The organism is Pseudomonas nitroreducens TX1, assembly GCF_000313755.1.
Taxonomy (GTDB): domain Bacteria; phylum Pseudomonadota; class Gammaproteobacteria; order Pseudomonadales; family Pseudomonadaceae; genus Pseudomonas; species Pseudomonas nitroreducens_A.
Genome location: NZ_AMZB01000118.1, coordinates 1 through 23,875, shown reverse-complemented (window position 1 = coordinate 23,875; position 23,875 = coordinate 1). Strand labels below are relative to the sequence as shown.

General features: G+C 65.9%; 22 protein-coding genes. 20 read left to right on the top strand and 2 right to left on the bottom strand.

All coding sequences use genetic code 11. The features are described 5' to 3' along the window. Window position 1 precedes the first annotated feature (1 nt). The 5 genes from pcaQ (at window position 2) to C167_RS0116935 (ending at window position 4,717) form a co-directional block, all read left to right on the top strand. On the top strand, window positions 2–931 hold the full coding sequence (pcaQ, locus tag C167_RS0116955) for a pca operon transcription factor PcaQ (protein ID WP_017519480.1): 930 nt from the start codon (window positions 2–4) through the stop codon (window positions 929–931). A gap of 118 nt (window positions 932–1,049) precedes the next feature. Next, window positions 1,050–1,769: a protocatechuate 3,4-dioxygenase subunit beta gene (gene pcaH, locus C167_RS0116950; protein ID WP_017519479.1), complete on the top strand. Its 720-nt coding sequence runs from the start codon at window positions 1,050–1,052 to the stop codon at window positions 1,767–1,769. Between the two features lie 12 nt (window positions 1,770–1,781). Further along, entirely contained in the window at window positions 1,782–2,387 is a 606-nt protein-coding gene (gene pcaG, locus C167_RS0116945) for a protocatechuate 3,4-dioxygenase subunit alpha (protein ID WP_017519478.1), read from the top strand. Continuing rightward, window positions 2,377–3,456, top strand: a complete 1,080-nt coding sequence (gene zapE, locus C167_RS0116940) for a cell division protein ZapE (RefSeq protein ID WP_026079117.1) — start codon at window positions 2,377–2,379, stop codon at window positions 3,454–3,456. Before pcaG ends, zapE begins: the two co-directional genes overlap by 11 nt. A gap of 418 nt (window positions 3,457–3,874) precedes the next feature. Continuing rightward, window positions 3,875–4,717, top strand: coding sequence for an IclR family transcriptional regulator (locus C167_RS0116935; RefSeq protein WP_017519476.1), 843 nt, complete (start codon window positions 3,875–3,877; stop codon window positions 4,715–4,717). A gap of 7 nt (window positions 4,718–4,724) precedes the next feature. Here C167_RS0116935 and C167_RS0116930 read toward each other — a convergent pair whose 3' ends face one another. Beyond that, window positions 4,725–5,270, bottom strand: a complete 546-nt coding sequence (locus C167_RS0116930) for an RNA 2'-phosphotransferase (protein WP_017519475.1) — start codon at window positions 5,268–5,270, stop codon at window positions 4,725–4,727. Between the two features lie 311 nt (window positions 5,271–5,581). Here C167_RS0116930 and C167_RS0116925 point away from each other — a divergent pair, with 311 nt between their 5' ends. The 13 genes from C167_RS0116925 (at window position 5,582) to C167_RS0116865 (ending at window position 21,293) form a co-directional block, all read left to right on the top strand. After that, window positions 5,582–6,931, top strand: a complete 1,350-nt coding sequence (locus C167_RS0116925) for an MFS transporter (RefSeq protein WP_017519474.1) — start codon at window positions 5,582–5,584, stop codon at window positions 6,929–6,931. A gap of 279 nt (window positions 6,932–7,210) precedes the next feature. Next, window positions 7,211–7,723: a GspH/FimT family pseudopilin gene (locus tag C167_RS32665; protein WP_081596687.1), complete on the top strand. Its 513-nt coding sequence runs from the start codon at window positions 7,211–7,213 to the stop codon at window positions 7,721–7,723. Then, the gene (pilV, locus tag C167_RS0116915) at window positions 7,720–8,262 is read left to right on the top strand and encodes a type IV pilus modification protein PilV (RefSeq protein ID WP_017519472.1); all 543 of its coding nucleotides are present in this window, start codon (window positions 7,720–7,722) and stop codon (window positions 8,260–8,262) included. The genes C167_RS32665 and pilV overlap by 4 nt, the downstream gene beginning before the upstream one ends. Next, window positions 8,263–9,039 (top strand): PilW family protein, encoded by a 777-nt coding sequence (locus C167_RS0116910; protein WP_017519471.1) that lies wholly within the window; start codon window positions 8,263–8,265, stop codon window positions 9,037–9,039. Then, on the top strand, window positions 9,036–9,578 hold the full coding sequence (locus C167_RS33335; RefSeq protein ID WP_017519470.1) for a pilus assembly PilX family protein: 543 nt from the start codon (window positions 9,036–9,038) through the stop codon (window positions 9,576–9,578). Before C167_RS0116910 ends, C167_RS33335 begins: the two co-directional genes overlap by 4 nt. Before the next feature lie 43 nt (window positions 9,579–9,621). Further along, complete coding sequence (locus C167_RS0116900) at window positions 9,622–13,926, top strand: pilus assembly protein (protein WP_100227285.1); 4,305 nt, start codon at window positions 9,622–9,624, stop codon at window positions 13,924–13,926. A 21-nt stretch (window positions 13,927–13,947) separates the two neighbouring features. Further along, on the top strand, window positions 13,948–14,364 hold the full coding sequence (locus C167_RS0116895) for a type IV pilin protein (protein WP_017519468.1): 417 nt from the start codon (window positions 13,948–13,950) through the stop codon (window positions 14,362–14,364). A gap of 221 nt (window positions 14,365–14,585) precedes the next feature. Continuing rightward, window positions 14,586–15,539: an AraC family transcriptional regulator gene (locus C167_RS0116890; protein WP_017519467.1), complete on the top strand. Its 954-nt coding sequence runs from the start codon at window positions 14,586–14,588 to the stop codon at window positions 15,537–15,539. Between the two features lie 541 nt (window positions 15,540–16,080). After that, entirely contained in the window at window positions 16,081–17,448 is a 1,368-nt protein-coding gene (gene benA / locus C167_RS0116885) for a benzoate 1,2-dioxygenase large subunit (protein ID WP_017519466.1), read from the top strand. Next, window positions 17,448–17,933 carry a benzoate 1,2-dioxygenase small subunit gene (benB, locus tag C167_RS0116880; protein ID WP_017519465.1) on the top strand — a complete coding sequence of 162 codons (486 nt, stop codon included), beginning with the start codon at window positions 17,448–17,450 and terminating at the stop codon, window positions 17,931–17,933. The genes benA and benB overlap by 1 nt, the downstream gene beginning before the upstream one ends. A gap of 78 nt (window positions 17,934–18,011) precedes the next feature. Continuing rightward, on the top strand, window positions 18,012–19,025 hold the full coding sequence (benC, locus tag C167_RS0116875; protein WP_017519464.1) for a benzoate 1,2-dioxygenase electron transfer component BenC: 1,014 nt from the start codon (window positions 18,012–18,014) through the stop codon (window positions 19,023–19,025). A gap of 153 nt (window positions 19,026–19,178) precedes the next feature. Further along, window positions 19,179–20,507 (top strand): MFS transporter, encoded by a 1,329-nt coding sequence (locus C167_RS0116870; protein WP_017519463.1) that lies wholly within the window; start codon window positions 19,179–19,181, stop codon window positions 20,505–20,507. Between the two features lie 12 nt (window positions 20,508–20,519). After that, window positions 20,520–21,293, top strand: coding sequence for a 1,6-dihydroxycyclohexa-2,4-diene-1-carboxylate dehydrogenase (locus C167_RS0116865; protein ID WP_017519462.1), 774 nt, complete (start codon window positions 20,520–20,522; stop codon window positions 21,291–21,293). Between the two features lie 18 nt (window positions 21,294–21,311). Here the strand turns inward: C167_RS0116865 and C167_RS0116860 are convergent, their stop codons facing one another. Next, window positions 21,312–22,184 carry a LysR family transcriptional regulator gene (locus tag C167_RS0116860; protein ID WP_017519461.1) on the bottom strand — a complete coding sequence of 291 codons (873 nt, stop codon included), beginning with the start codon at window positions 22,182–22,184 and terminating at the stop codon, window positions 21,312–21,314. Between the two features lie 141 nt (window positions 22,185–22,325). Between C167_RS0116860 and C167_RS0116850 the strand changes: the two genes are divergently transcribed. Together C167_RS0116850 and catC are read left to right on the top strand one after the other, a co-directional pair. Beyond that, on the top strand, window positions 22,326–23,447 hold the full coding sequence (locus tag C167_RS0116850; RefSeq protein ID WP_017519459.1) for a muconate cycloisomerase family protein: 1,122 nt from the start codon (window positions 22,326–22,328) through the stop codon (window positions 23,445–23,447). Window positions 23,448–23,489: 42 nt separating this feature from the next. After that, on the top strand, window positions 23,490–23,780 hold the full coding sequence (gene catC, locus C167_RS0116845; protein ID WP_017519458.1) for a muconolactone Delta-isomerase: 291 nt from the start codon (window positions 23,490–23,492) through the stop codon (window positions 23,778–23,780). Window positions 23,781–23,875: the final 95 nt, after the last annotated feature.

The following is a 23,875-nucleotide window of genomic DNA, read 5'->3' as shown; positions in this document are numbered from 1 at the left end:
CATGAATATCGATTCGCGTATCAAGTTCCGTCACCTGGTGTGTTTCCTCGAAGTGGCGCGGCAGGGCAGCCTGGCCCGCGCGGCGGACGCCCTGGCGGTGAGCCAGCCGGCCATCTCGAAGACGCTCCGGGAGCTGGAGGACCTGCTTGAAGCCAGCTTGTTCGAGCGCGGCAAGAGCGGCTCCAGCCTGACCGAGGCGGGGGTGGCCTTCCTGCGTTATGCCGGCCCGTGCGTGCAGGCGCTGCGTGACGGGGTGAACAGCCTGCGTGGCGGCGAATACGCCTCCAGTACGGTGCGCCTGGGCGTGCTTTCCACCGTGGAAAGCCTGCTGATGCCGGAGACGGTGCGGCGCCTGCACGAGCGCCACCCGGCGCTGGTGGTCAGTGTGGTCACCGGGCCAAGTGCGCATCTGCTCTCGCAACTGCGGGTGGGTGAGCTGGACCTGGTGGTCGGCCGCATGACCGAAAGCCCGCAGATCCAGGGCCTGGCCTTCGAGCACCTGTACAGCGAGTCCATGACCCTGGTGGCTCGCGCCGGGCACCCGCTGGTGGGGCGTCCGCTGCCTCCCTCGGCGCTGGACGACTGGCCGCTGGTGCTGCCGCTGGCCGGTACCACCATCCGCAAGTCCGCCGACAGCCTGCTGGTGCAGAGCGGCCTGGGCCAGCCGCGCCGCCGCCTGGAAACCCTGTCCACCGTACTCAGCCGCCGTTATGTGCTGAGCAGCGATGCGCTGTGGATCGCCCCGCTGGATTCGGTGCGGCTGGACCTGCGCTCCGGCGAGATGGTCGAATTGCCGCTGGATGTACAGGAACCGGGCGGTTCAGTGGGGGTGTGCAGCAATTCCACGCTGCCGCTTTCCCTGGGCGCGCACTGGTGCCTGGAGGTGCTGCGGGAAGTCGGGGAAGCGTATCGAGAGGGAAGTTATCCATAACCATTTGGTTATGGTTTTCGGGCATCTTTTCAATTTTCGGCGTGGGCGGGGGCGGGCGACACTCCGTCGCACTGCCTGATGCAACAGGCTCCGATAAATCCAACAAGAGGAGACCGACATGTCCGACGCGGAGAACAGCCGCTTCGTCATTCGTGACCGAAACTGGCACCCCAAAGCCCTCACGCCCGACTACAAGACGTCTATCACCCGCTCCCCGCGCCAGGCGCTGGTGAGCATTCCGCAGTCGATCTCCGAAACCAGCGGCCCGGACTTCTCGCACCTGAAGATGGGCGAGCACGACAACGACCTGCTGCTCAACTTCAACAACGGTGGCCTGCCGATCGGCGAGCGCATCCTGATTTCCGGCCGGGTCATGGACCAGTACGGCAAGCCCGTGCCGCATACCCTGGTGGAGATGTGGCAGGCCAACGCCGGCGGCCGCTATCGCCACAAGAACGACCGCTACCTGGCGCCGCTGGACCCGAACTTCGGCGGTGTCGGCCGCGCGCTGACCGACAGCGAAGGGCGCTACATCTTCCGCACCATCAAGCCCGGTCCCTACCCGTGGGGCAACGGTCCGAACGACTGGCGCCCGGCGCACGTGCACTTCTCCATCAGCGGCCCGTCGATCTCCACCCGGCTGATAACCCAGCTGTACTTCGAGGGTGACCCGCTGATCCCGATGTGCCCCATCGTCAAGTCCATCGCCAATCCGGACGCGGTGCAAACCCTGATCGCCAAGCTGGACATGGGCAACGCCAATCCCATGGATTGCCTGGCCTACCGCTTCGACATCGTGCTGCGCGGCCAGCGCAAGACCCATTTCGAGAACAAGTGAGGAGGACCGACCATGCCCATTGAACTGCTGTCGGAAACCCCTTCGCAGACTGCCGGCCCCTACGTGCACATCGGCCTTGCGCTGGCGGCCGCCGGCAACCCGACCCGTGACCAGGAAATCTGGAGTGAAATGGCCAAGCCCGGCGCGCCCGGCGAACACATTTTGCTGATTGGCCACGTCTACGACGGCAACGGCCACCTGATCCGCGATTCGTTCCTGGAGCTGTGGCAGGCAAATCACGAAGGCGTGTATGACGCTGCCTACGACCTGGAAAAGCCCTTCAACGGTTTCGGGCGGACAGCCACCACCTTCGACGCCGGTGAGTGGCAGGTGCGGACCATCAAGCCCGGAGTGGTAAAGAACGCCTCGGGCGTTCCCATGGCGCCGCACGTCAACGTCTCGCTGTTTGCCCGTGGCATCAACATTCATCTGCAGACCCGCCTGTACTTCGAAGACGAGGCGCAGGCGAACGCGGTGGACCCGGTGCTCAACCGCATCGAGCAGCCCGAACGTCGGCAAACCCTCATTGCAAAGCGTTGCGAGGTGGACGGGAGGCTCGCTTATCGGTTTGATATCCGCGTCCAGGGAAATGCGGAAACGGTGTTCTTTGACTTCTGACACACGACTCCAGGAAACATCCGCCGAACCGGTCGCCGACCGCGTCCGGCGGCACTTTGCCGCCGCGCTCGATGAGCGCGGCTATCGGGCGGACGATGCACAGGTCACAGCGGTGGGCCACCTCGCCACCTGGCTCGACGACTTCCTCGCCGGGCGCCACGGCTTCCTGCGCAAGCCGGTGGCGGGCGTCTACCTCTGGGGTGGGGTAGGGCGCGGCAAGAGCTTTGTCATGGACCAGTTCTTCGCCGCCGCGCCGACCCAGGCCAAGCGCCGCGTGCACTTCCATGCCTTCCTGCAGGAACTGCAGTCGCGCATGCTGGCGATCACCGGGCAGTCCGACCCACTGGTGCGCGTGGCCCGCGCCATCGCCGAAGAAACCAGGCTGCTGTGCTTCGACGAATTCCATGTGCACGACATCGGCGACGCCATGCTGCTGGGGCGGATGCTGAGGGTGCTGGTGGATGAAGGCGTAGGCCTGGTCTGTACGTCCAACTACGAGCCGGAAAACCTCTGTCCGAACCCGCTGTACCGCGAGCGCTTCCGCCCGGCCATCGAGCTGATCGAGAAACGCTTCGACGTGATCTCCGTGGATGCCGGGCAGGACTACCGCGAGCACAGCACATCGCTGGAAGAGTGGGGCAGCTTCCTCTGGCCCGCGCGCGCCGATGACCGTGATCTGATCGGCTCTCGGCTGGGACTGGCGGCGGACGCGAAGTTCGACGAGGTGCTGAGCGTCAATCATCACCCGCTGAAGGTGCACGCCCACGACGATCATTGTGCGTGGATGGATTTCAGCGAAATGTTCGAACGCCCGCGCTCGGCCAGTGACTACCTGTGGCTGATCGAGCATTACCCGCGCATGGCGGTGAGCGGCCTCGGCCCGTTGGCGAACTATCCGCCGGATGTGAGCATGCGTTTCCTCAACTTCATCGACATCGCCTATGACCGCCAGCTCAAGCTGCAGCTGTTCGCCACGGTGTCGCTGGAGGACCTGGCGGCGGGTGGGGCAGCGTTGGACTTCTCGCGCACGCTGAGCCGGTTGCGGCAGTTGAAGCTGGAGCCGCTCTGAGGATTCCCAGTGCTGGGTTGTTCGCGAGCAAGCTCGCTCCTGCAGGCCGGCACCGTTGCGCTCTTCGTAGGAGCGAGCGTGCTCGCGAACGAATCCTCGACGCCGTTGTGCGCGTGGAAAACCATCGCGGACGGAGCCCGCTCCTACGCCGTCCGTTAGCCTGCTGTGGGGGCTTGCCCTCTCCCTGAAGGGAGAGGGGACTGGATCGGCATCGGCTGAAACCATGGCGTCCGTTGGCACGGGCGGCTCCCTCTCCCTTCCGAGCGGGGCGCGCAGCCAGGGCGGGGGAGAGGGATGAGCCGTGCAGGCGACCTCCCCGGCAAGCGCTAAGCTCCGTTCGATAATCGGTCATTCGTGTTGCGATAATCGCCCGTGCGTGTCGATAATCGCCCGGCATTCGCCTGCCAGGACAACAACAATGACCGACGCCCCCCGTGCCAGCCTGCCACCCCTCGCGCCGCCAATCATCGCTTCGCCCGCCAAGCGCATCGAGGCGTTCACCGGTGACCCGAACTTCATGACCTCCCTGGCCCGCGGCCTGGCGGTGATCCACGCGTTCCAGGAGCGCAAGCGTCACCTGACCATTGCGCAGATCAGCCACCGTACCGAGATCCCCCGCGCCGCCGTGCGCCGTTGCCTGCATACGCTGATGAAGCTCGGCTATGTGACTTCCGATGGCCGCACTTATTCGCTGCTGCCCAAGGTGCTGACCCTCGGCCACGCCTATCTGTCCTCGACACCGCTGGCGGTCACTGCCCAGCCGATCCTCGACCGCCTCAGCGAACAGTTGCACGAGGCCTGCTCGATGGCCACGCTGGAAGGCGACGAGATTCTCTACATCGCCCGTTCGGCCACGCCGCAGCGCCTGATTTCGGTGGACCTGAGCGTCGGCAGCCGCCTGCCGGCCTACTGCACCTCCATGGGCCGCATCCTGCTCGCGGGGCTGAACGACGACGCGCTCGAGGACTACCTGGCCCACGCCGACCTGCAGGTGAAGACCAGCCGCACCGTGCACACCCCGGAAATGCTTCGTGCAAGCATCGCCGAGATTCGCCAGCAGGGGTGGGTGATCATCGACCAGGAGCTGGAGGTCGGCCTGCGTTCCATCGCCGTGCCGCTGAAGGATTCCGCCGGCCAGGTACTGGCTGCGCTGAACGTCGGCACCCATGCTGGCCGTGTGTCGCGCCAGGAGCTGGAAACGCGCTTTCTGCCGGTGCTGCTCGAAGCCAGCCGCGAGCTGGGTACGCGGCTGTTCCATTGAGCTTCGCTCAGCGCTGTTCCAGATAGGCGGGCGGTACGGCGTCCGCCAGCCACACGCCATTGGCCGAGCGATAGAAGCGGTGGCCGTCGCGCCACATCTGGCCGCTGCGCACCACGAGGAGGGTCGGCTTGCCGCGACGCGAGCCAACACGATTGGCTGTCTCGCGGTCGGCGCTCAAGTGGACGTGCTGGCGGCTCATCGGTTTCAGGCCGTCACGGATGATCGCCGCCAGTGAGGCGGGAATCGTACCGTGGTAGAGCACTTCCGGCGGCTCGCAAGGTTCCAGTTGCAGGTCGACGTTGACCGAATGGCCCTGGTTGGCACGGATGCGCAGGCCGTCATCACTCAAAGCGAAGCGCTGCTTGTCGTTGGTGACCACGACCTCTTCGAGCATCCCGCGGTCGAAGCGATGCCCCTTGTCGGCCGATTTGCGCAGGAGCTCGTCGACGGTCACCCAGCCATTGGCATCCAGTGTCAGGCCCGCTGTTTCCGGGCTGTGGCGCAGGATCAGCGCTAACCATTTGCTGATCGATTTCCGTTCGTTGTCGTTCATTTCTTCCTCTGAATCTGCAGGTTGCGCGCGCATTCTAACCAGTGACGGGCAGGGTGCCGTAATCCCGTTCGTTAACCGCCCACAGGCGCGATTATCGAATTGAACGGCTGAGCGTCTCTTCGTACTGTGGCTCGACCCGTCCAGCCGGACGGGCCATAACAACAATGAGCGTCGGCCATGGCCCCTGTATGCCTGCCCCATCCGCCGGTCCGTGCGACCATCGGCTCGCGCCTCATTCCTGTCCAGCTTGCGGGAGTGCAGGGCGATGCAGCCGGCCTTTCCGCGACGACGCCTTCGCAGGAAGTTTTCGCATGACCAGTTCCGCATACGTGCCCGCTGCCGGCACCCTCGACGTTCAGTCCTTCATCAACGCCCAGCCGCTGTCGCTGTACCAGTACCGCATCGTGCTGCTGTGCTTCCTCATCGTCTTCCTCGACGGCCTGGATACCGCTGCCATGGGCTTCATCGCCCCGGCTCTGACCCAGGACTGGGGCATCGACCGCGCCAGCCTCGGCCCGGTGATGAGCGCCGCGCTGATCGGCATGGTGTTCGGCGCCCTGGGTTCCGGCCCGCTGGCGGACCGTTTCGGGCGCAAGGGCGTGCTGGTGGTGGCGGTGTTCCTCTTCGGCCTGTTCAGCCTGCTCTCGGCCTACAGCAGCAACCTCGAACAACTGATGGCGCTGCGCCTGTTGACCGGCATCGGCCTGGGCGCGGCGATGCCCAACGCCACCACGCTACTCTCGGAATACACCCCCGAGCGCCTCAAGTCGCTGCTGGTGACCAGCATGTTCTGCGGCTTCAACCTGGGCATGGCCTCGGGCGGCTTCGTCTCCGCCAAGCTGATTCCGGCCTACGGCTGGCACAGTCTGCTGTTGCTCGGCGGCGTGCTGCCGCTGGCACTGGCGGTGGTGCTGCTGGTCTGGCTGCCGGAGTCGGCGCGTTTCCTGGTGGTGCGCAATCGTGGCGCGGACAAGGTCAAGCGCGTGCTGGCGCCCATTGCGCCGGCCGAGGTGGTCGCCGCGCGGGACTTCAGCGTGCCGGAGCAGAAGACGGTGCAGAGCCGCAACGTGTTCAAGGTTATCTTCGCCGGCACCTACAGCGCGGGAACACTGCTGCTGTGGCTGACCTACTTCATGGGCCTGGTGATCGTCTACCTGCTCACCAGCTGGCTGCCGACCCTGATGCGCGACGCCGGCGCGAGCATGGAGCAGGCGGCCTTCATCGGCGCGCTGTTCCAGCTTGGCGGGGTGCTCAGTTCGGTGGCGGTGGGGTGGGCGATGGACCGCTTCAATCCGCACAAGGTGATTGGGATCTTCTACTGCCTGGCGGGGATATTCGCCTACTGCGTTGGCCAGAGCCTGGGCACCGTGGCGCTGCTGGCGACGCTGGTACTGGCCGCCGGCATGTGCGTGAACGGCGCGCAGTCGGCCATGCCGTCGCTGGCGGCGCGCTTCTATCCGACCCAGGGCCGCGCCACCGGGGTGTCCTGGATGCTCGGTATCGGCCGTTTCGGCGCCATCCTCGGTGCCTGGATCGGTGCCACCCTGCTGGGCCTGGGCTGGAATTTCGAGCAGGTGCTGACGGCGCTGATGGTGCCCGCCGCCATCGCCACTGCCGCGGTGGTGATCAAGGGGCTGGTGAGCCACGCGGACGCCACCTGACACGCGTTCCGGATGGGGGCCGCGATGCAGGGTCGCGGCTGTCCCGCCAGCGGGCGTTTCTGGCGCTATGCAGCACGACGTACTGTCAGTTGTTCTGGCGTCAATGGGATGAACGGTCGCTGAGTGGGAATGAGCGGTCGAAATTTCCTATCGTTTCGCTGAAGTTGATTCAACTCTGAGAAGAAATTGCTGTCGGACCAATAGCCAATCTTTGTCCTGGCACCCCAAAAGGGGGGCTCCACACGGGGCCCGGCCACCTGACCATCGTTGGAAAAGTCCATGTTTCTTCGTGCAGTTGGATGCTCATGTTCTCGCCCGAACCTGCGGCGCGGCCCCGGACGCCAGGAAGGCTTTTCCCTGGTGGAGTTGATGGTGGTTGTTGCGCTGCTGGCGATCTTCGCCGGTGTGGCCTTGCCCGGCTTTCGCTACCTGATCGAATCCAGCCGGGTGCAAAGTGCCGCCTCCACGCTTTTCCGCCTGCTGCAGGCCTCCCGCGCCGATGCGGTGAACAGCCGCCAGACCCTGACGCTCTGCCCCAGCAGCGGCAACCTGCAGTGGGTGGTGGTGCGCGCCAGCACCTGTGTTTCGCTCACCAGCACATCGGTGAGCCAGCGCCTGGACCTGCCCGGCAGCCTCAGCGTGAGCAGCAGTGCCAATGCCCTGTCGTTCAAACCCGATGGCACCGCCGCGGCGGTCGACCTGGGCATTTCCAGCAGCGGCACGAGCAAGGCGTTCAACATCAAGGTGGCCGCTTCGGGCTACATCAGCCTGCAGGGAGCGACTGCGCAATGAGCCGGCGTACGGCGGGCTTCAGCCTGATCGAAGTGCTGGTGGCCCTGCTGGTCACCTGCGTCGGGGTGCTTGGCATGCTGGCGATGCAGACACGCACCATCGGCTACGCACAGGACACCCTGCTCAGAAGCAACGCCGCGGAACTGGCGGACGAGCTGATGGAAATGATGCGCGCGGATATCTACTCGACCCAGGACGGCAGTGCGGCACAGGTCGTGCCGCCGGCCAGTTGGGGTTACTACAAGGCCGCCGGCGCGTCCTTTCCTGCGGCTCCGGGCAGTTGCGCGTCACTGTCGACCTTGACGGCCAGCCAGCGCCTGGCGTGCTGGGCACAGCGGGTGAACCAGGCGCTGCCCGGCGCCGCGGAGCTGGCCAGCGAGTTCCATGTCTGCCGCACCAACGGCAGCAGCACGTGCAGCGGCAGCGGGTCGGCCATTGAAATCCAGCTGGCCTGGCGGGTAAAGGCGGGCGAGTGCCTGGATGCCAGCGCCACCGGCGACGACACCATCTGCCGTTACGTGCTGCGGGAGGCACCCTAGATGCGTGGCCCGAGCGCAGGTGGGCAGCGCGGTGTGACGCTCATCGAGCTGATGATCGCCATGGGGCTGAGCCTGTTCCTGATCCTGGGCGTGACCCAGATGTTCCTCGACGGCCAGAACCGCTCGCGGTATTTCGATGGCCAGGCGCAGAACCAGGACAATGCACGCTATGCCCGGCAGATGCTCGACGAGCGCCTGTCGAAAGCCGGCTACCGGCGCCTGCCGTCCTCGCGGATGACCGCCGCGTTTCCCGCGCAGACCAGCAACGGCTGCGTCTTCGCCGCTGGCCAGGCGCTGGTGCGGGTCGATGCGAGCACGATCTGCCTGCGCTACCAGCCGCGCGACACCAGCGACGTCGACTGCACCGGCGCTTCGCTGGGCTCCAAGGCCGGGGTGAACAAGCCCTACAGCACCTACAGCCCGAACAACAACGTGGTCGAGAAGCTCACCCTGAGCAACGGCCAGCTGACCTGCAACGGCGCCACGCTGGTGGATAGCGTGGTGGCGGTGCGCTTCGACTTCGGGGTGGACAGCAGCAGCGACGAGTTCAATCGCCAGGTTGCGCAGTACGTCGCCACGCCCGCCAGCGGCCAGACCGTGCGCAGCCTGCGCTACGCCCTGCTGCTGGCCAGTAGCGGCTCGGTCAGCGGTGGCCTGGCCGCCACCACCTGCCAGCGTTGGCAGGACCTGTACGGCAGCCAGGTGTGCACCGATGGCGATGGCCCTGTGCGGCGCATCGTCAGCGGCACCCGCATGTTGAGGAATCTGATGCCATGACCCGGGAGTCCTGCCGCCGACAGCGCGGCGCGGTGTTGTTCGTCGCGCTGGTGATGCTGTTGCTCATCACCCTGGCCGCCGTGGGCGGCATGCGTGGCATGCAGCTGGAGGGGCGCATGACCGGCAATCGCCTGGAGCAGCAGCGATTGATGAGCGCTGCCGAGTCCGCCCTGCGCGAAGGGGAAGGGCGCCTGCGCAAGAGCAACCGTGCGCTGGATAATTGCACGTCCGGCACTACGCCCTGTTTCACCGCCCAGGCGACCAACTACACCACGAATTTCAGCAGCTCCAACCTGTATTCCGGGATGGACGGCAATACCAGCCTGCTGCGCAGCGCGCGCTGGTACCTGCGCTACATCGCCAATAACTGCAAGGGCGGCGCCGGCGGCAGTGGCAACTCGTATCTGTCGAAGGGGCAGGTGGGCTGCACCTACTACTACGAGGTCAACTCGCAGGCCTACAAGGGTATCGCCACCAGCAAAGCCTGCGGCGCCGATGCGCTGTGCCTGCGCTCGACCTTCGGGTTGGTGATCCCGTGAATCGTTCTGGCCGTACAAGGATGCCGACGCCATGGTTTGCTCCATGAGAATGCTGCGCGCGACGCTGCTCCTGCTGTTGTCCTGCCTGGCCGGTGCCCAGGCCTGGGGGGCTTCGCTTGCGCAGACGCCCTTGTTCGTCAGCAACATCGCGCCGCCGATGAACATGCTGGTGGTCGGCCGCGACCAGAAGCTGTATTTCCCGGCCTACAACGACGCCTCCGACATCGACGGCGACGGCCAGCTGGACACCTACTACAAGCCCGGCATCGACTACACAGGCTATTTCGACTCCTACAAGTGCTACATCTACGACGCCTCCAGCGGCGCGTTCGCCCCGTCCAGCACCACGGCGAACAAGAAGTGCACCAGCGCCACGGGCCGCTGGAGCGGCGACTACCTCAACTACCTGACCATGTCGCGCCAGGACGTGCTGCGCAAGGTGCTCTACGGGGGCTACCGCTCCACCGACACGGCGCTCTCCACCGTGCTCGAGCGGGCCTTCATTCCCAACGATGCGCACAGCTGGGGCAAGGAGTACCTGAGCGTCGCCCGCGACGGCTACAGCCTGGCCGACTACACCCCGATCAGCGTGCCCACCAACGGCAAGTACGTGCTCTTCGCCAATACCTCCATCGGGAGCGGCACGCTGGGGGCCTACAACAGTTCGGCAACCCCCAGGTTGCGCATCATCACCAGCACCCAGCAGACGCAGGGCACCTACCGCATCTGGGGCTGGGTCTCGCGGGAGTCGGCCCAGGGCACCAATACCCTCACCAGCACCACCAACAGCGATGCGAGCATCACCCCGGCCTACGACCTCAACGTGCGCGTGCGCGTCTGCGTGGCCGGCCTGCTGGAGAGCAACTGCACCCAGTACGGCAGCGCCTACAAACCCACCGGCGTGCTGCACGACTATGGCTCGGCGGACAAGATGTACTTCGGCCTCGTCACCGGCACCTACACCAACAACCTGCGCGGCGGCGTGGTGCGCAAGGCGGCGGCATCCTTCAGCAACGAGTACAGCAGCTCCACGGGCCGCTTCCTGACCGACTCCACCACCGGCACCGGCTGTTTCAACGGCCGTTGCTACGTGAACAACAGCGGCATAGTCGCCAACCTCGACCGCCTGGTGTTCTCCGCCGGCTGCACCGACTCCACCGGCTACAACCTCAACCCGCTGACCAACGGCAAGTGCGTCGACTGGGGCAATCCCCTGGGCGAGATGAGCTACGAGACCCTGCGCTACTACGCGGGCAAGGCGCCCAACAGCGCTTATGCCGCCGGCACTGCCGATACCAACCTGGGCCTTTCCAGCCTCTCCTCCTGGACCAACCCCTACAGCACCTATCCGTCCTGCACCCGCCCGTTCATGACACTGATGAGCGACGTCAACCCCAGCTACGACTCCGACGTGCCCGGCAGCAGCCTGGGCACCGACAGCCGGCCCACCACCGACATCGGCTTCGATTTTGCCAGCATCGGCGCCACGCTTTGGAGCCGCGAGGTCGGCGGCACCGCCTCGGTGAACGTCGGCCAGTCCGGCAGCACCAACGACTCGGCGCCCACCGCCAAGTCCGCCAGCAGCTTCGCGACCATCCGCGGCCTGGCAGAGGAGCCGACCCGGCAGGGCAGTTATGCTGCTTCGGCGGTGTCCTACTTCGGCAGCCAGACTGCCCTCACCACAGCGGGTGCGAACAAGGTGCAGAGTTTCTCCATTGCCCTGTCCTCGACCCTGCCCAACATCCGCATCAAGACCAGCAAGGGCACCCTGCGCCTGGTGCCGTTCAGCATGAACGTCAGCCAGAACGTGGTCAGCCAGATCACCGGCTTCTACATCGACACCCTGACCCGCGACAGCGCCGGCAACCTGACGTCCATCACCTTCCGCGTGGTCTACGACGACTCTGCCCAGGGCCGCGACTACGACATGGACGCCATCGTGCGCTACACCGTGACGGCGAAAAGCGACGGCACCGTGGACGTGACCAGCCAGACCGAATACTCGGTAGCCGGCGACGAGTCGCACATGGGCTACACCATGGCCGGTACCACCAAGGATGGCGTCTACCTGGAAGTCACCGGGGGCGGCAGTGGAAGCAGCCGCTTCCGCCTCGACACGCCCGAGGGCCGGTCTCCTGGCGATTGCGCCTCGGTCAGCTGCGCGCTGTTGCCCGGTCTCAATGGCAGCAGCGGAGCGCTCAGCGGCAGCCGCCCGGCCTATCACCTGCGCAACTTCACGCCTTCGGCGACCACCGCCGTGACCACGCTCCAGGACCCGCTGTGGTACGCCGCCAAGTACGGCAAGACCGATCTCAACACCTGGGACCGCGACGGCGATGGCGTGCCGGACAATTACTTCCTGGTCAGCGACCCGAGCCAGCTCGCGGCCCAGCTGAAATCGGCGTTCGACGAAATCCTCCAGCTCAACAGTTCGGTCACCGCGGTGGCGGTCGACTCGCAATCGCTGGACAGCGGCCAGTACGTCTACGGCACCAGCTTCACCTCCAGTGACTGGACCGGCGATGTGATCAAGCGGCAGAAATCCCGCACTGGCAGCGGCGCTACCAGCAGCGTCGTCTGGCGCGCCTCGGCGCAACTGGGCGCGCCCAGCGCGCGCAACATCCTGTTCGCCAAGGCCGGCGCGCTCACCCCGTTCAACTGGGCCAACCTGACCAGCACCCAGCAGGCTCAGCTCAACCGCAGCGTGGCCGGGGTGGTGGACAACCTCGGGCAAGTCCGCGTCGGCTTCCTGCGCGGAGAGAACAGCACCTTCCGCACCCGAGCCTCGCTCATTGGCGACATCATCAATTCCTCGCCAGCACTGGTCAGCGGCGGCGATTACCTCGCCTCGCGCGCCGATGCCCTGGAAGGCACAACGCAGTACGCCGCTTACGCCGCGGCCCAGGCCAGCAGGCCCGGTGCCGTCTATGTCGGCGCCAATGACGGCATGCTGCACGCGTTCAATGCGAGCACCGGCGCGGAGCTCTTCGCTTTCATCCCCAGCGCGGTGATTCCCGCTCTCAATGCGCTCACCGCCTCGGACTACGGACAGAACCAGGGCACCGAGCACCGCTACTTCGTCGACGGCAGCCCGGTGGTCGCCGATGTCTATTACGGGGCCGACTGGCACAAGGTCCTGCTCGGCAGCCTGGGCGCCGGCGGGCGCGAGGTCTTCGCCCTGGATGTCAGCAACCCGGCCTCGCCCAGGTTGCTGTGGGAGTTCACCAGCGACAACGACAGCAGCCTGGGCTACACCGCCGCACGCCCGACCATCGCTCGCCTGCACAACGGCAAGTGGGCGGCGCTTGTACCCAATGGCTACGACACCGGCAGCAGCACCGCCTCGCTGCTGATCATCGACATCCAGACCGGCGCGCTGCTGAGGAAGATCACCGCTACGCCAAGCCTGACCGCCGCCGAAACCAGCGGCCTGGATGCCGTCGGCAACGGCCTGTCACGGCTGTTCGTCGCCGACCTCAACAGCGATGGCATTGCCGACTACGCCTATGGCGGCGACCTGCTGGGCAACCTCTGGCGTTTCGACCTGATCGACACTGGCGCGGCCGACCCGCTCAACACCAGCGCGGCCGAGTCGCGCTATGCCCTGTCCTTCGGCGGCAGCCCGCTGTACGTGGCGCGCAACGCGGACGGGGTGCGCCAGCCGATCACCGCCGCGCCCTCGCTGCTCGAGCACCCCAGCGGCATCGGCTACATCGTCAGCTTCGGCACCGGGCGCTACCTGGTCACGGCCGACAAGACCTCCACAGGCGTGCAGAGTCTCTACGGCATCTGGGATCGCAAGACCGCCGGCGAAGCCACCAGCTCCTCGCTGACCGGTTCGCGCACCCGCAGCAACCTGCAGGCGCAAACCCTCAGCCGCTCGACCACGGGCGGGGTGACGACCTACAACCTGAGCACCAGCGCCGTGGCCTGGTACGACAACTCGGGCAACAGCGCCGACGCCAACGTCGCCAAGTGGGGCTGGTACTTCGACTTCACCCAGGGTGGCGAGCGCATGATCTACGACATGACGCTGTACGGCTCCAGCCTGATCTTCAACACCATCACCCCGCAGACCGGCACCTGCACGGCGGGGCTGACCGGCGCTATCTACGCGGTCAATCCGGAAAGCGGCGGGCGTACCGACTTCAATGTCTTCGACCTCAATGGCGATGGCCGCTTCGACAGCCTCTCCGGCTTCATCACCGGTGGTGGCGACATCACCCTGTCCGGCGGCTACACCTGGGGCAACTCGGACACCCCCAACAACACACTGGACGGCATCAGCACCAATCTTGGCAGCGTGAGCGGCAGGCGCACCTGGCAGGTGCAGCCGGCCAACCCCTGACGCCAAGCGAAGGAGTAGGCGATGACACACAACCGGCGACACCCGCGTGGCTTCACCCTGATCGAAGTGATGATCGTGGTGGTGATAGTGGCGATCCTCGCCTCCATCGCATTCCCCAGCTACCAGCGCTACGTGCTGCGCAGCCACCGGGTCGAAGCGCAGGCGCTGCTCAGCGAGGCGGCCGCCCGCCAGGAGCGCTACTATTCGCAGAACAATGCCTATGCCAGCACCGCTGCCGCGCTGAACATGACCGGTAACGTCAACGGCCTGCAGTACTACAGCCTGACCATCTCCAACGTCACTGCCACCACCTACACCCTGACCGCCACGGCCAAGGGCGCCCAGGCCGCCGACAAGGAGTGCCTGACCCTGACCCTCGACCAGGCCGGTACCCGTGGCAATACCGGCACCGGAACCGGCACCACCTGCTGGCAGTGAGTGCGTAGAGAAAGCGTGCGATTGGCGGACACTGAGCCACAAGTCGAATTGCGCCTGCCGTTGCCTGCCCCTAGGGTGAAGTCGATTCGCGGGCCTGCCTTGCAGCCGGAGTGCCCGCACGACCGTCCATCCCGGCCCGTGCCCGTATTCCGGGCCACGGCATAGACTGGGCGCACGAGCCGCGACGAAGAGCGCGGCCACACACAAGAGTGAGTGCCTGTATGCAAAGCCTGCTGAGCGAGCGCAGCCGCGTGTTCGAGCGCGCCGACCCTTATGCGGTGTCCGGCTACGTCAACCAGCATGTAGGCACCCACGACCTGCGCCTGCCGGCCCACGGCCATCCCCGGGCCAGCCTCAATCATCGCCGTTTCGCCAGCCTCGACCTGTGCCGCATCAGCTACGGCGGCGCGGTGCGCGTCACTTCGCCAGCGCTGGAGAGCATCTTCCACCTGCAGATTCTCCTCAGCGGCCACTGCCTCTGGCGCGGCCAGCGCCAGGAGCACTACCTGGCACCGGGCGAGCTGCTGCTGATCAACCCCGACGATCCGGTCGACCTGACCTACTCGGACGATTGCGAAAAATTCATCCTGAAGATTCCGGTGACCCTGCTCGAAGCCATCTGCGCCGAGCAGCGCTGGAACCCTCCGCGCACCGGTGTGCGCTTCACCGAAAACCGCTACCGGCTGGGCGAGCTGGAAGGCTTCGTCAACCTGCTGTCGATGGTCTGCCAGGAGTCCGAAGCCGGCGAGCGCCTGGCGCGGGTAGACGAGCACTACCAGCAGATAGTCGCCAGCAAACTGCTGACCCTGCTCAAGACCAACGTCAGCCGCGAGCCCATCGCGGGTGCCAGTGCTTCCTTCGAACGCATCGAAGCCTACATCGAAGGCCACCTGCGCGAGGACATCGACGTCGAGGCCCTGGCGCGGCAGGCGTCCATGAGCCTGCGATCGCTCTATGCGCTGTTCGAGCGCCATGCCGGCGCCACACCGCGCCAGTACATCCGCCGTCTCAAGCTGGAGCGCATCCGCGCCTGCCTGGCGGACCCGGCCTGCAACGTCCGCAGCGTGACCGAGCTGGCGCTGGACTACGGCTTCCTGCACCTTGGGCGGTTTGCCGAGGGGTATCGGCAGCAGTTCGGGGAGCTGCCGTCGGAGACCTTCAAACGCCGCGGGTGAGTCGACTCAGACCTGCCGAGACCTGCATGGCGAGTAGTCAATCGCGGACGGAGTCCGCTCCTACGAGAGCACGCCACGCTCTTCGCTTTACTGATTTCCAGAAAAGTCCCAGCGCACTCCGGAGCGCCCCTTTCAGGAGGCCTCGTTGAATTGGAGTTTCGGGGGTTGAGCGACATGGATGTCGCGAGAGCCGCGATGGGCCAGGGATGGCCCTTCGCGGCGGGCCCCTGAAACTTCGATTCAACGAGGGTATTTTTCGCCTAAGCGAAAAACCGGATGGAGGGGCAAGCGCTTTGGTTACTTTCTCGCGTTTGAGAAAGTGACTCGCCCGAGGGGGCGAAACAAGATGTCCGCGCATACGCAGAAGCGGCGCAGAAATACCTGAGCGCAAGCAAGAAAAACGCCGGCAAGGCGTGCTGCCGTAACGTCTCTCCAACACCTCTGCACAAAACGGATAGCACTCTGCACAAAGCGGATATTGCCCCCGCCAACCCAGCCATAACCTGAGCCTGCCTGAACAATAACAACGGAGGCCCCGGCCATGTCCCTGGGTATCGACTACTTGCGTTCGCTGCTCGAAGAAGACCCCGAGAAGGGCGTCTACCGCTGCCGGCGGGAGATGTTCACCGACCCGCGCCTGTTCGACCTGGAGATGAAACACATCTTCGAAGGCAACTGGGTCTACCTCGCCCATGAAAGCCAGATCCCCGAGAAGAACGACTTCCTGACCACCATGATCGGCCGCCAGTCGGCCTTCATCGCGCGTAACAAGGAAGGCCAGCTCAATGCCTTCCTCAACGCCTGCAGCCACAAGGGCGCCATGCTCTGCCGGCACAAGTCCGGCAATCGTTCCAGCTATACCTGCCCCTTCCACGGCTGGACCTTCAACAACTCCGGCAAGCTGCTCAAGGTCAAGGACCCGGCCGAGGCCGGCTACCCGGAAGGCTTCAACTGCGAAGGCTCCCACGACCTCACGAAAGTCGCGCGCTTCGAGTCCTATCGCGGCTTCCTCTTCGGCAGCCTGAAGGCCGACGTCAAGCCGCTGGTGGAGCACCTGGGCGAGTCGGCGAAGATCATCGACATGATCGTCGACCAGTCCCCCGAAGGCCTGGAAGTGCTGCGCGGTTCCTCCAGCTACATCTATGAAGGCAACTGGAAGCTAACCGCCGAGAACGGTGCCGACGGCTACCACGTCAGCTCCGTGCACTGGAACTACGCCGCCACCCAGAACCAGCGCCAGCAGCGTGAGGCCGGAAGCGAGGTGAAGACCATGAGCGCCGGCGGCTGGGCCAAGCAGGGCGGCGGTTTCTACTCCTTCGACCACGGCCACCTGCTGCTCTGGACTCGCTGGGCCAACCCCGAGGCGCGCCCGGCCTTCGAGCGTCGCGAAGAACTGGCCCGCGACCATGGCCAGGCCCGCGCCGACTGGATGATCGAGAACTCGCGCAACCTCTGCCTGTACCCCAACGTCTACCTGATGGACCAGTTCAGCTCGCAGATCCGCATCGCCCGGCCCATCGACGTCAACCGCACCGAAATCACCATCTACTGCATCGCGCCCAAAGGGGAGAGCAGCGAGGCGCGCGCCCAGCGTATCCGCCAGTACGAAGACTTCTTCAACGTCAGCGGCATGGCCACGCCGGACGACCTGGAGGAATTCCGCTCCTGCCAGCAGGCCTACCAGGGCAGCGCCGGCGGCTGGAACGACATGTCGCGCGGGGCGAAGCACTGGGTGCAGGGCGCCGACGATGCGGCACGGGAAATCGACCTGGCGCCTGCGCTCTCCGGCGTGCGCACCGAGGATGAAGGCCTGTTCGTACTGCAGCACCAGTACTGGCAACAAACGATGATCGACGCACTGGCCGCCGAGCAGGCCAAGCGCATCGCGCTGAAAGAGGAGGGCGTGTGATGAGCCGCTACGAGACCGTCCGCGACTTCCTCTACCGCGAAGCCCGCTACCTGGATGACAAGGACTGGGACGCCTGGCTGGAACTGTACGCCGCCGACGCCACCTTCTGGATGCCCGCCTGGGATGACCGCGACCAGCTCACCGAAGACCCGCAGCGGGAAATCTCGCTGATCTGGTACGGCAGCCGTGGCGGCCTGGAAGACCGCGTGTTCCGCATCAAGACCGAGCGCTCCAGCGCGACTCTCCCGGACACCCGCACCTCGCACAACCTGAGCAACATCGAGGTGCTGGGCGAGGAAAACGGCCTGTGCCAGGTGCGCTTCAACTGGCACACCCTGAGCTTCCGCTACAAGACGGTCGACAGCTACTTCGGCACCAGCTTCTACACCCTCGACGTGCGTGGCGAGCAGCCGTTGGTGAAGGCGAAGAAGGTCGTGTTGAAGAACGACTACGTACGGCAAGTCATCGACATCTATCACATCTGATCAAGCCGGCAGGGCAGTGCGTCGCGCGCGTGGATTCGCCGCGCGCGTCGCCGCCTGCGCGGTGCCGAGGTGCACGCCATGAACCACAAGATCGCCCTCAACTTCGAAGACGGCGTTACCCGCTTCATCGACGCCAGCCCCAGCGAGACCGTGGCCGACGCCGCCTACCGCCAGGGCATCAATATCCCGCTGGATTGCCGCGATGGCGCCTGCGGCACCTGCAAGTGCTTCGCCGAAGCCGGTCGCTACGACCTGGGCCAGGACTACATCGAGGACGCGCTGACCGAAGATGAAGCCGCGCAGGGCTACGTGCTCACCTGCCAGATGCGCGCGCAGAGCGACTGCGTGGTGCGCGTGCCGGCGTCCTCGCAGGTCTGCAAGACCGCCCAGGCCAGTTTCGAGGCCAGCATCAGCGCGGTGCGCCAGCTGTCCGAGAGCACCATTTCGTTGTCGATCAAGGGCGAAGCCCTGAGCAAGCTGGCCTTCCTGCCCGGGCAGTACGTCAATCTGCAGGTGCCCGGCAGCGAACAGACCCGCGCCTATTCCTTCAGCTCGCTGCAGAAGGGCGGCGAAGTCAGCTTCCTGATCCGCAACGTTCCGGGCGGGCTGATGAGCAGCTTCCTCACCGGCCTGGCCAAGGCCGGCGACGCCATGACCCTGGCCGGCCCGCTGGGCAGCTTCTACCTGCGCGAGATCAAGCGGCCGCTGTTGCTGCTGGCCGGCGGTACGGGCCTGGCGCCCTTCACAGCGATGCTGGAGCAGATCGCCGAACGGGGCAGCGAGCATCCGCTGCACCTGATCTACGGCGTCACCCACGACTTCGACCTGGTGGAAATGGATCGCTTGGAAGCCTTCGCCGCGCGCATTCCCAACTTCACCTGGAGCGCCTGCGTGGCCAGCCCGGAGAGCAATTACCCGCGCAAGGGCTATGTCACCCAGCACATCGAGCCCGCGCACCTGAACGACGGCGAGGTGGACCTCTACCTCTGCGGCCCGCCGCCGATGGTCGAGGCGGTCAGCCAGTACATCCGCGCGCAGGGCATCACCCCGGCGAATTTCTATTACGAGAAGTTTGCGGCGAGCGCCGCCTGAGCCCGGATCACGCCTGCATACCCGGCGGGTATGCAGGCATGCCGACAAAGTATTTTTCCTCTGCGCCACCGCGCCCTAGCCTCCGGGCAGGGCCCCTGGCAGGGCCTGCATAACAACAATCAGCGAGGGGTAGTCCTCGCAGCGGAGACCCACATGAGCCAGACGTGCAACATACCCGACGTGATAGATCACGCTGCCTTGAGTTCCTTCCAATGGCGCGTATTCGCCCTGTGTTTCCTGGTCGCCATCTTCGATGGCTTCGATACCCAGGCCATTGCCTACACGGGGCCGGCGATCATCGAGAGCCTGAAGCTGTCTGCCGGCGGCCTGGCGCCCATCCTCAGCGCCGGCATCGTCGGCATGGCCCTGGGTGCCATGGCGCTGGGCCTGTTCGGCGACCGCTTCGGCCGTCGTCCCACTGTCATGGGCGCGGTTGCGCTGTTCGCCCTCGCCACGCTGGCCACGGCCTTCGCCACCACTGCCGAGCAGATCCTCGTGCTGCGCTTCCTGGCCGGCCTCGGCATGGGCGGTGCCACGCCCGTACTGCTGGCGCTGGCCTCCGAGTACGGCCCGGCGCGCCTGCGCGGTGCCATCGTCACCGGCATCCTGCTGGGCCTGCCGGCGGGTGCCATGCTGGGCGGGTTGCTCGCCGCCCAGGTCATGCCGCTGATCGGCTGGCAGGGCATTTTCCTTGCCGGTGGGCTGCTGCCGCTGGTGCTGCTGGTGGGGCTGTACTTTGCACTACCTGAGTCGCTGCAGTTCCTCGCCACCCGCTCGGGCGAGACGGCGCAGGTACGCCGCATTCTTGCGCGGATCAGTTCGCGGGCGCTCGCCGACGACGTGCGCTTCAGCGTACCGGAAGCCGCTACCCGCACCAGCGTTCGCGCTCTTTTCGGCCCTGGGCTGGCGCGCAACACCCTCGCGGTCTGGCTGACCTACCTGTTCAACTGGGTGGCCTGGTTCATGTTCCTCTCCTGGCTGCCCACCGTGCTGAAGACCGCCGGCCTGCCGGTGGAGCAGGCGCCGCTGGGCACCGTCACGGTCAACGCGGTGTTCATCCTTTGCGCCATCCCGCTGTCGATCCTGCTGCCGCGCCTGAATACCCGCAACGTGCTGCTCGGCCTGTTTGCGCTGGGCGTGCTGGTCAGCCTCGGCCTGTCGCTCAGTGGTGACAACTGGGTGCTGGTGTTCCTGCTGGTAGGGGCCGCGGGCCTGGGTATCGGCGGGCAACAGATCGCCCTCAACTACCTGGTGGTTTCCGCCTACCCGACCCGCCTGCGCGCCACCGCCACCGGCTGGGCCATCGGCCTGGGCCGGGTGGGCGCCATCATCGGTTCGGCCCTGGGCGGAACCTTCCTCGAATGGGGCGGCGTTGCCGGTTTCTACCTGGCGCTGGCCGCTCCCCTGCTGCTGGCGCTGGTCGCCGTGGCCCTCATCCGCGGCAGCGAGAAGCCTTCGGGCGGGCTCGTGGCCGCGCACTGACAGGAGAACGTCATGTCCCGTTTCGACAACAAGATCGCCCTCGTCACCGGCGCCGCCCAGGGTATCGGTCGGCGCGTCGCCGAGCGGTTGGTGGAAGAGGGTGCCAGGGTCATCGCCGTGGACCGCTCCGAGATCGTCCACGAACTGCAGGACGCCCTCGGCCAGCACGGCGAGGTGCTGACCCTGACTGCCGACCTGGAGCGTTTCGCCGACTGCCAGCGCGTGGTCGACCAGGCGCTCGCGCGCTTCGGCCGCCTCGATATCCTCATCAACAACGTCGGTGGCACCATCTGGGCGAAACCCTTCGAGCACTACGCCGAAGAGGAGATCGAGGCCGAGGTGCGGCGCTCGCTGTTCCCCACGCTCTGGTGCTGCCGCGCGGCACTGGTGCCGATGCTGGAGCAGGGCGCCGGTGCCATCGTCAACGTTTCGTCCATCGCCACCCGTGGCGTTAACCGCGTGCCCTACGGTGCGGCGAAGGGCGGGGTGAACGCGCTGACAGCCTGCCTGGCCTTCGAGACCGCCGAGCGCGGCGTACGGGTGAACGCCACCGCACCCGGCGGCACCGAAGCGCCGCCACGGCGCATCCCGCGCAACGCGGCGCAGCAGAGCGAGCAGGAGAAGCTCTGGTACCAGCAGATCGTCGACCAGACCATCGACAGCAGCCTGATGAAGCGCTACGGCAGCATCGACGAACAGGTCGGCGCGATCCTCTTCCTCGCTTCCGACGAGGCCAGCTACATCACCGGTGTGACCCTGCCGGTGGGTGGCGGCGACCTGGGCTGAGGCGCCGCGATGATGCCCTTACGGCAGCTGCGCGCCGATCAGTCTCAGGCAGTGTTGCAGCGGCGCGCTGACGTCGCCGCGGCGCTGGCTGAGGATGATCGGCGAGACCGCCTCGGCGTCGGTCAGCGTGGCGTAGCCGATGTCGGCGCGGTGCTGTTGCTGCACCGATGCCGGCACCAGCGCCACGCCCAGGCCGGCGGCGACCAGCCCGATGGCGGTCTGCAGCTCGTTGGTCCACTGGGTCACGCGCACGCTCAGGCCGTGATTGGCGAACAGCGCCAGCACATGGTCGGCGTAGCTGGGACGCGGGTTGGCGGGGTAGAGCACGAAGTCCTCGCCGGCCAGTTGCCCAAGGCTCAGCGGCGCGCCGAGCAGGCGATGCCCGGCCGGGAGCACGGCAACCATGGGCTCCTCGCGCAATACCTGCTGGGTAATGGCCGCATCGTCGATGCGGATGCGCCCGAATCCAATGTCGATGCGCCCGCTTTTCAGTGCCTCGACCTGTTGCACCGTGGTCATTTCCTGCAGGCCCAGCTCCAGCCCGGCGTCGCCGCGCAGTTCGCGGATCAATTCGGGCAGCCCGTCATACAGCGTCGAGGGTGCGAAGCCGATGCCGAACCACTGGCGCTCGCCACGGCCGATGCGCCGGGTGCTCTCGCAGATGCTTTCCAGCTGCGAAAGCAGGGTGCCGGTCTGCTCATGGAAGTAGCGCCCGGCATCGGTCAGGCGCAACGGCCGGCCGCGTTCCAGCAAGGGTACGCCGAGCAGTTCCTCGAGCTGCTGGATCTGCCGGCTCAGCGGTGGCTGGGCGATGTGCAGGCGCTCGGCAGCGCGGGTGAAGTTGAGGGTGCCGGCCACTTCGCGGAAGTAGCGCAGGTGTCTCAGCTCCATGATACCTCCAAGGTATGCAACAAGATGGCAACGATATTGGACTCTCCGCAGGCCCCGAAGCAATCCTTCTGTATCCGTGAAAAGACCTGTTGGGTATCGAAAGACACCCACCCCATGAAACCCCAGACCGGAACGCCGTCCATGAGTAGCCCCGTCATCGAACGCATCGAGTCGATCATCGTCGACCTGCCGACCATCCGCCCGCACAAGCTGGCCATGCACACCATGCAGCAGCAGACGCTGGTAATCATCCGCCTGCGCTGCTCCGACGGCGTCGAGGGCATCGGTGAAGCCACCACCATCGGCGGCCTGGCCTACGGCAACGAGAGCCCGGAAAGCATCAAGGCCAACCTCGACGCGCACTTCGCGCCGCTGCTCAAGGGCCAGGACGCGAGCAACATCAACGCCTGCATGCAGCGCCTGGACAAGGCGATCAAGGGCAACACCTTCGCCCGTTCGGGCATCGAGAGTGCGCTGCTGGACGCCCAGGGCAAGCGCCTCGGCCTGCCGGTCAGCGAACTGCTCGGCGGTCGCGTGCGCGACAGCCTCGAAGTGGCCTGGACCCTGGCCTCCGGCGATACCGCCCGCGACATCGCCGAAGCCGAGCAGATGCTGGACATCCGTCGTCACCGCATCTTCAAGCTGAAGATCGGCGCCAACCCGCTGGAGCAGGACCTCAAGCACGTGGTGGCGATCAAGCAGGCCCTGGGCGAGCGCGCCAGCGTGCGTGTGGACGTCAACCAGGGCTGGGACGAATCCCAGGCTATCCGTGGCTGCCAGGTGCTCGGCGAGAATGGCATCGACCTGATCGAGCAGCCCATCTCGCGGATCAACCGCAGCGGCCAGGTGCGCCTGAACCAGCGCAGCCCGGCACCGATCATGGCCGACGAATCCATCGAGGGCGTGGCCGATGCCTTCAGCCTCGCCGCTGACGGCGCGGCCAGCATCTTCGCCCTGAAGATCGCCAAGAACGGCGGCCCGCGCGCCGTGCTGCGCACCGCGCAGATCGCCGAAGCCGCCGGCATCGCGCTGTACGGCGGGACCATGCTCGAAGGTGCGGTCGGGACCCTGGCCTCGGCCCACGCCTTCCTCACCCTGGAAAAGCTGACCTGGGCCACCGAGCTGTTCGGTCCGCTGCTGCTCACCGAGGAAATCGTCACCGATCCGCCGGTGTACCGCGACTTCCAACTGCACGTACCGCGTACCCCCGGCCTGGGCCTGACCCTGGACGAAGAGCGCCTGGCGCGCTTCCGCCGCACCTGATTTGCAACCTTTCCCGACTGCCCGATAGAGGAGAAGCCCCCGATGCTGTTCCACGTGAAGATGACCGTGAAATTGCCGGTCGACATGGACCCGGCGAAAGCCGCCCAGCTCAAGGCCGACGAGAAGGAACTGGCCCAGCGCCTGCAGCGCGAAGGCAAATGGCGCCACCTGTGGCGCATTGCCGGGCACTACGCCAACTACAGCGTGTTCGACCTCGCCAGTGTCGAGGAGCTGCACGACACCCTGATGCAGCTGCCGCTGTTCCCCTACATGGACATCGAGGTCGACGGACTCTGCCGCCATCCGTCCTCGATCCATTCCGACGACCGCTGATTGTCGTTCCGTACGACTCAACAAGAACAAGACTTGAGGATCGCACCATGACCGTGAAGATTTTCCAGACTGCCGACATCCAGAAGTTCTTCGAA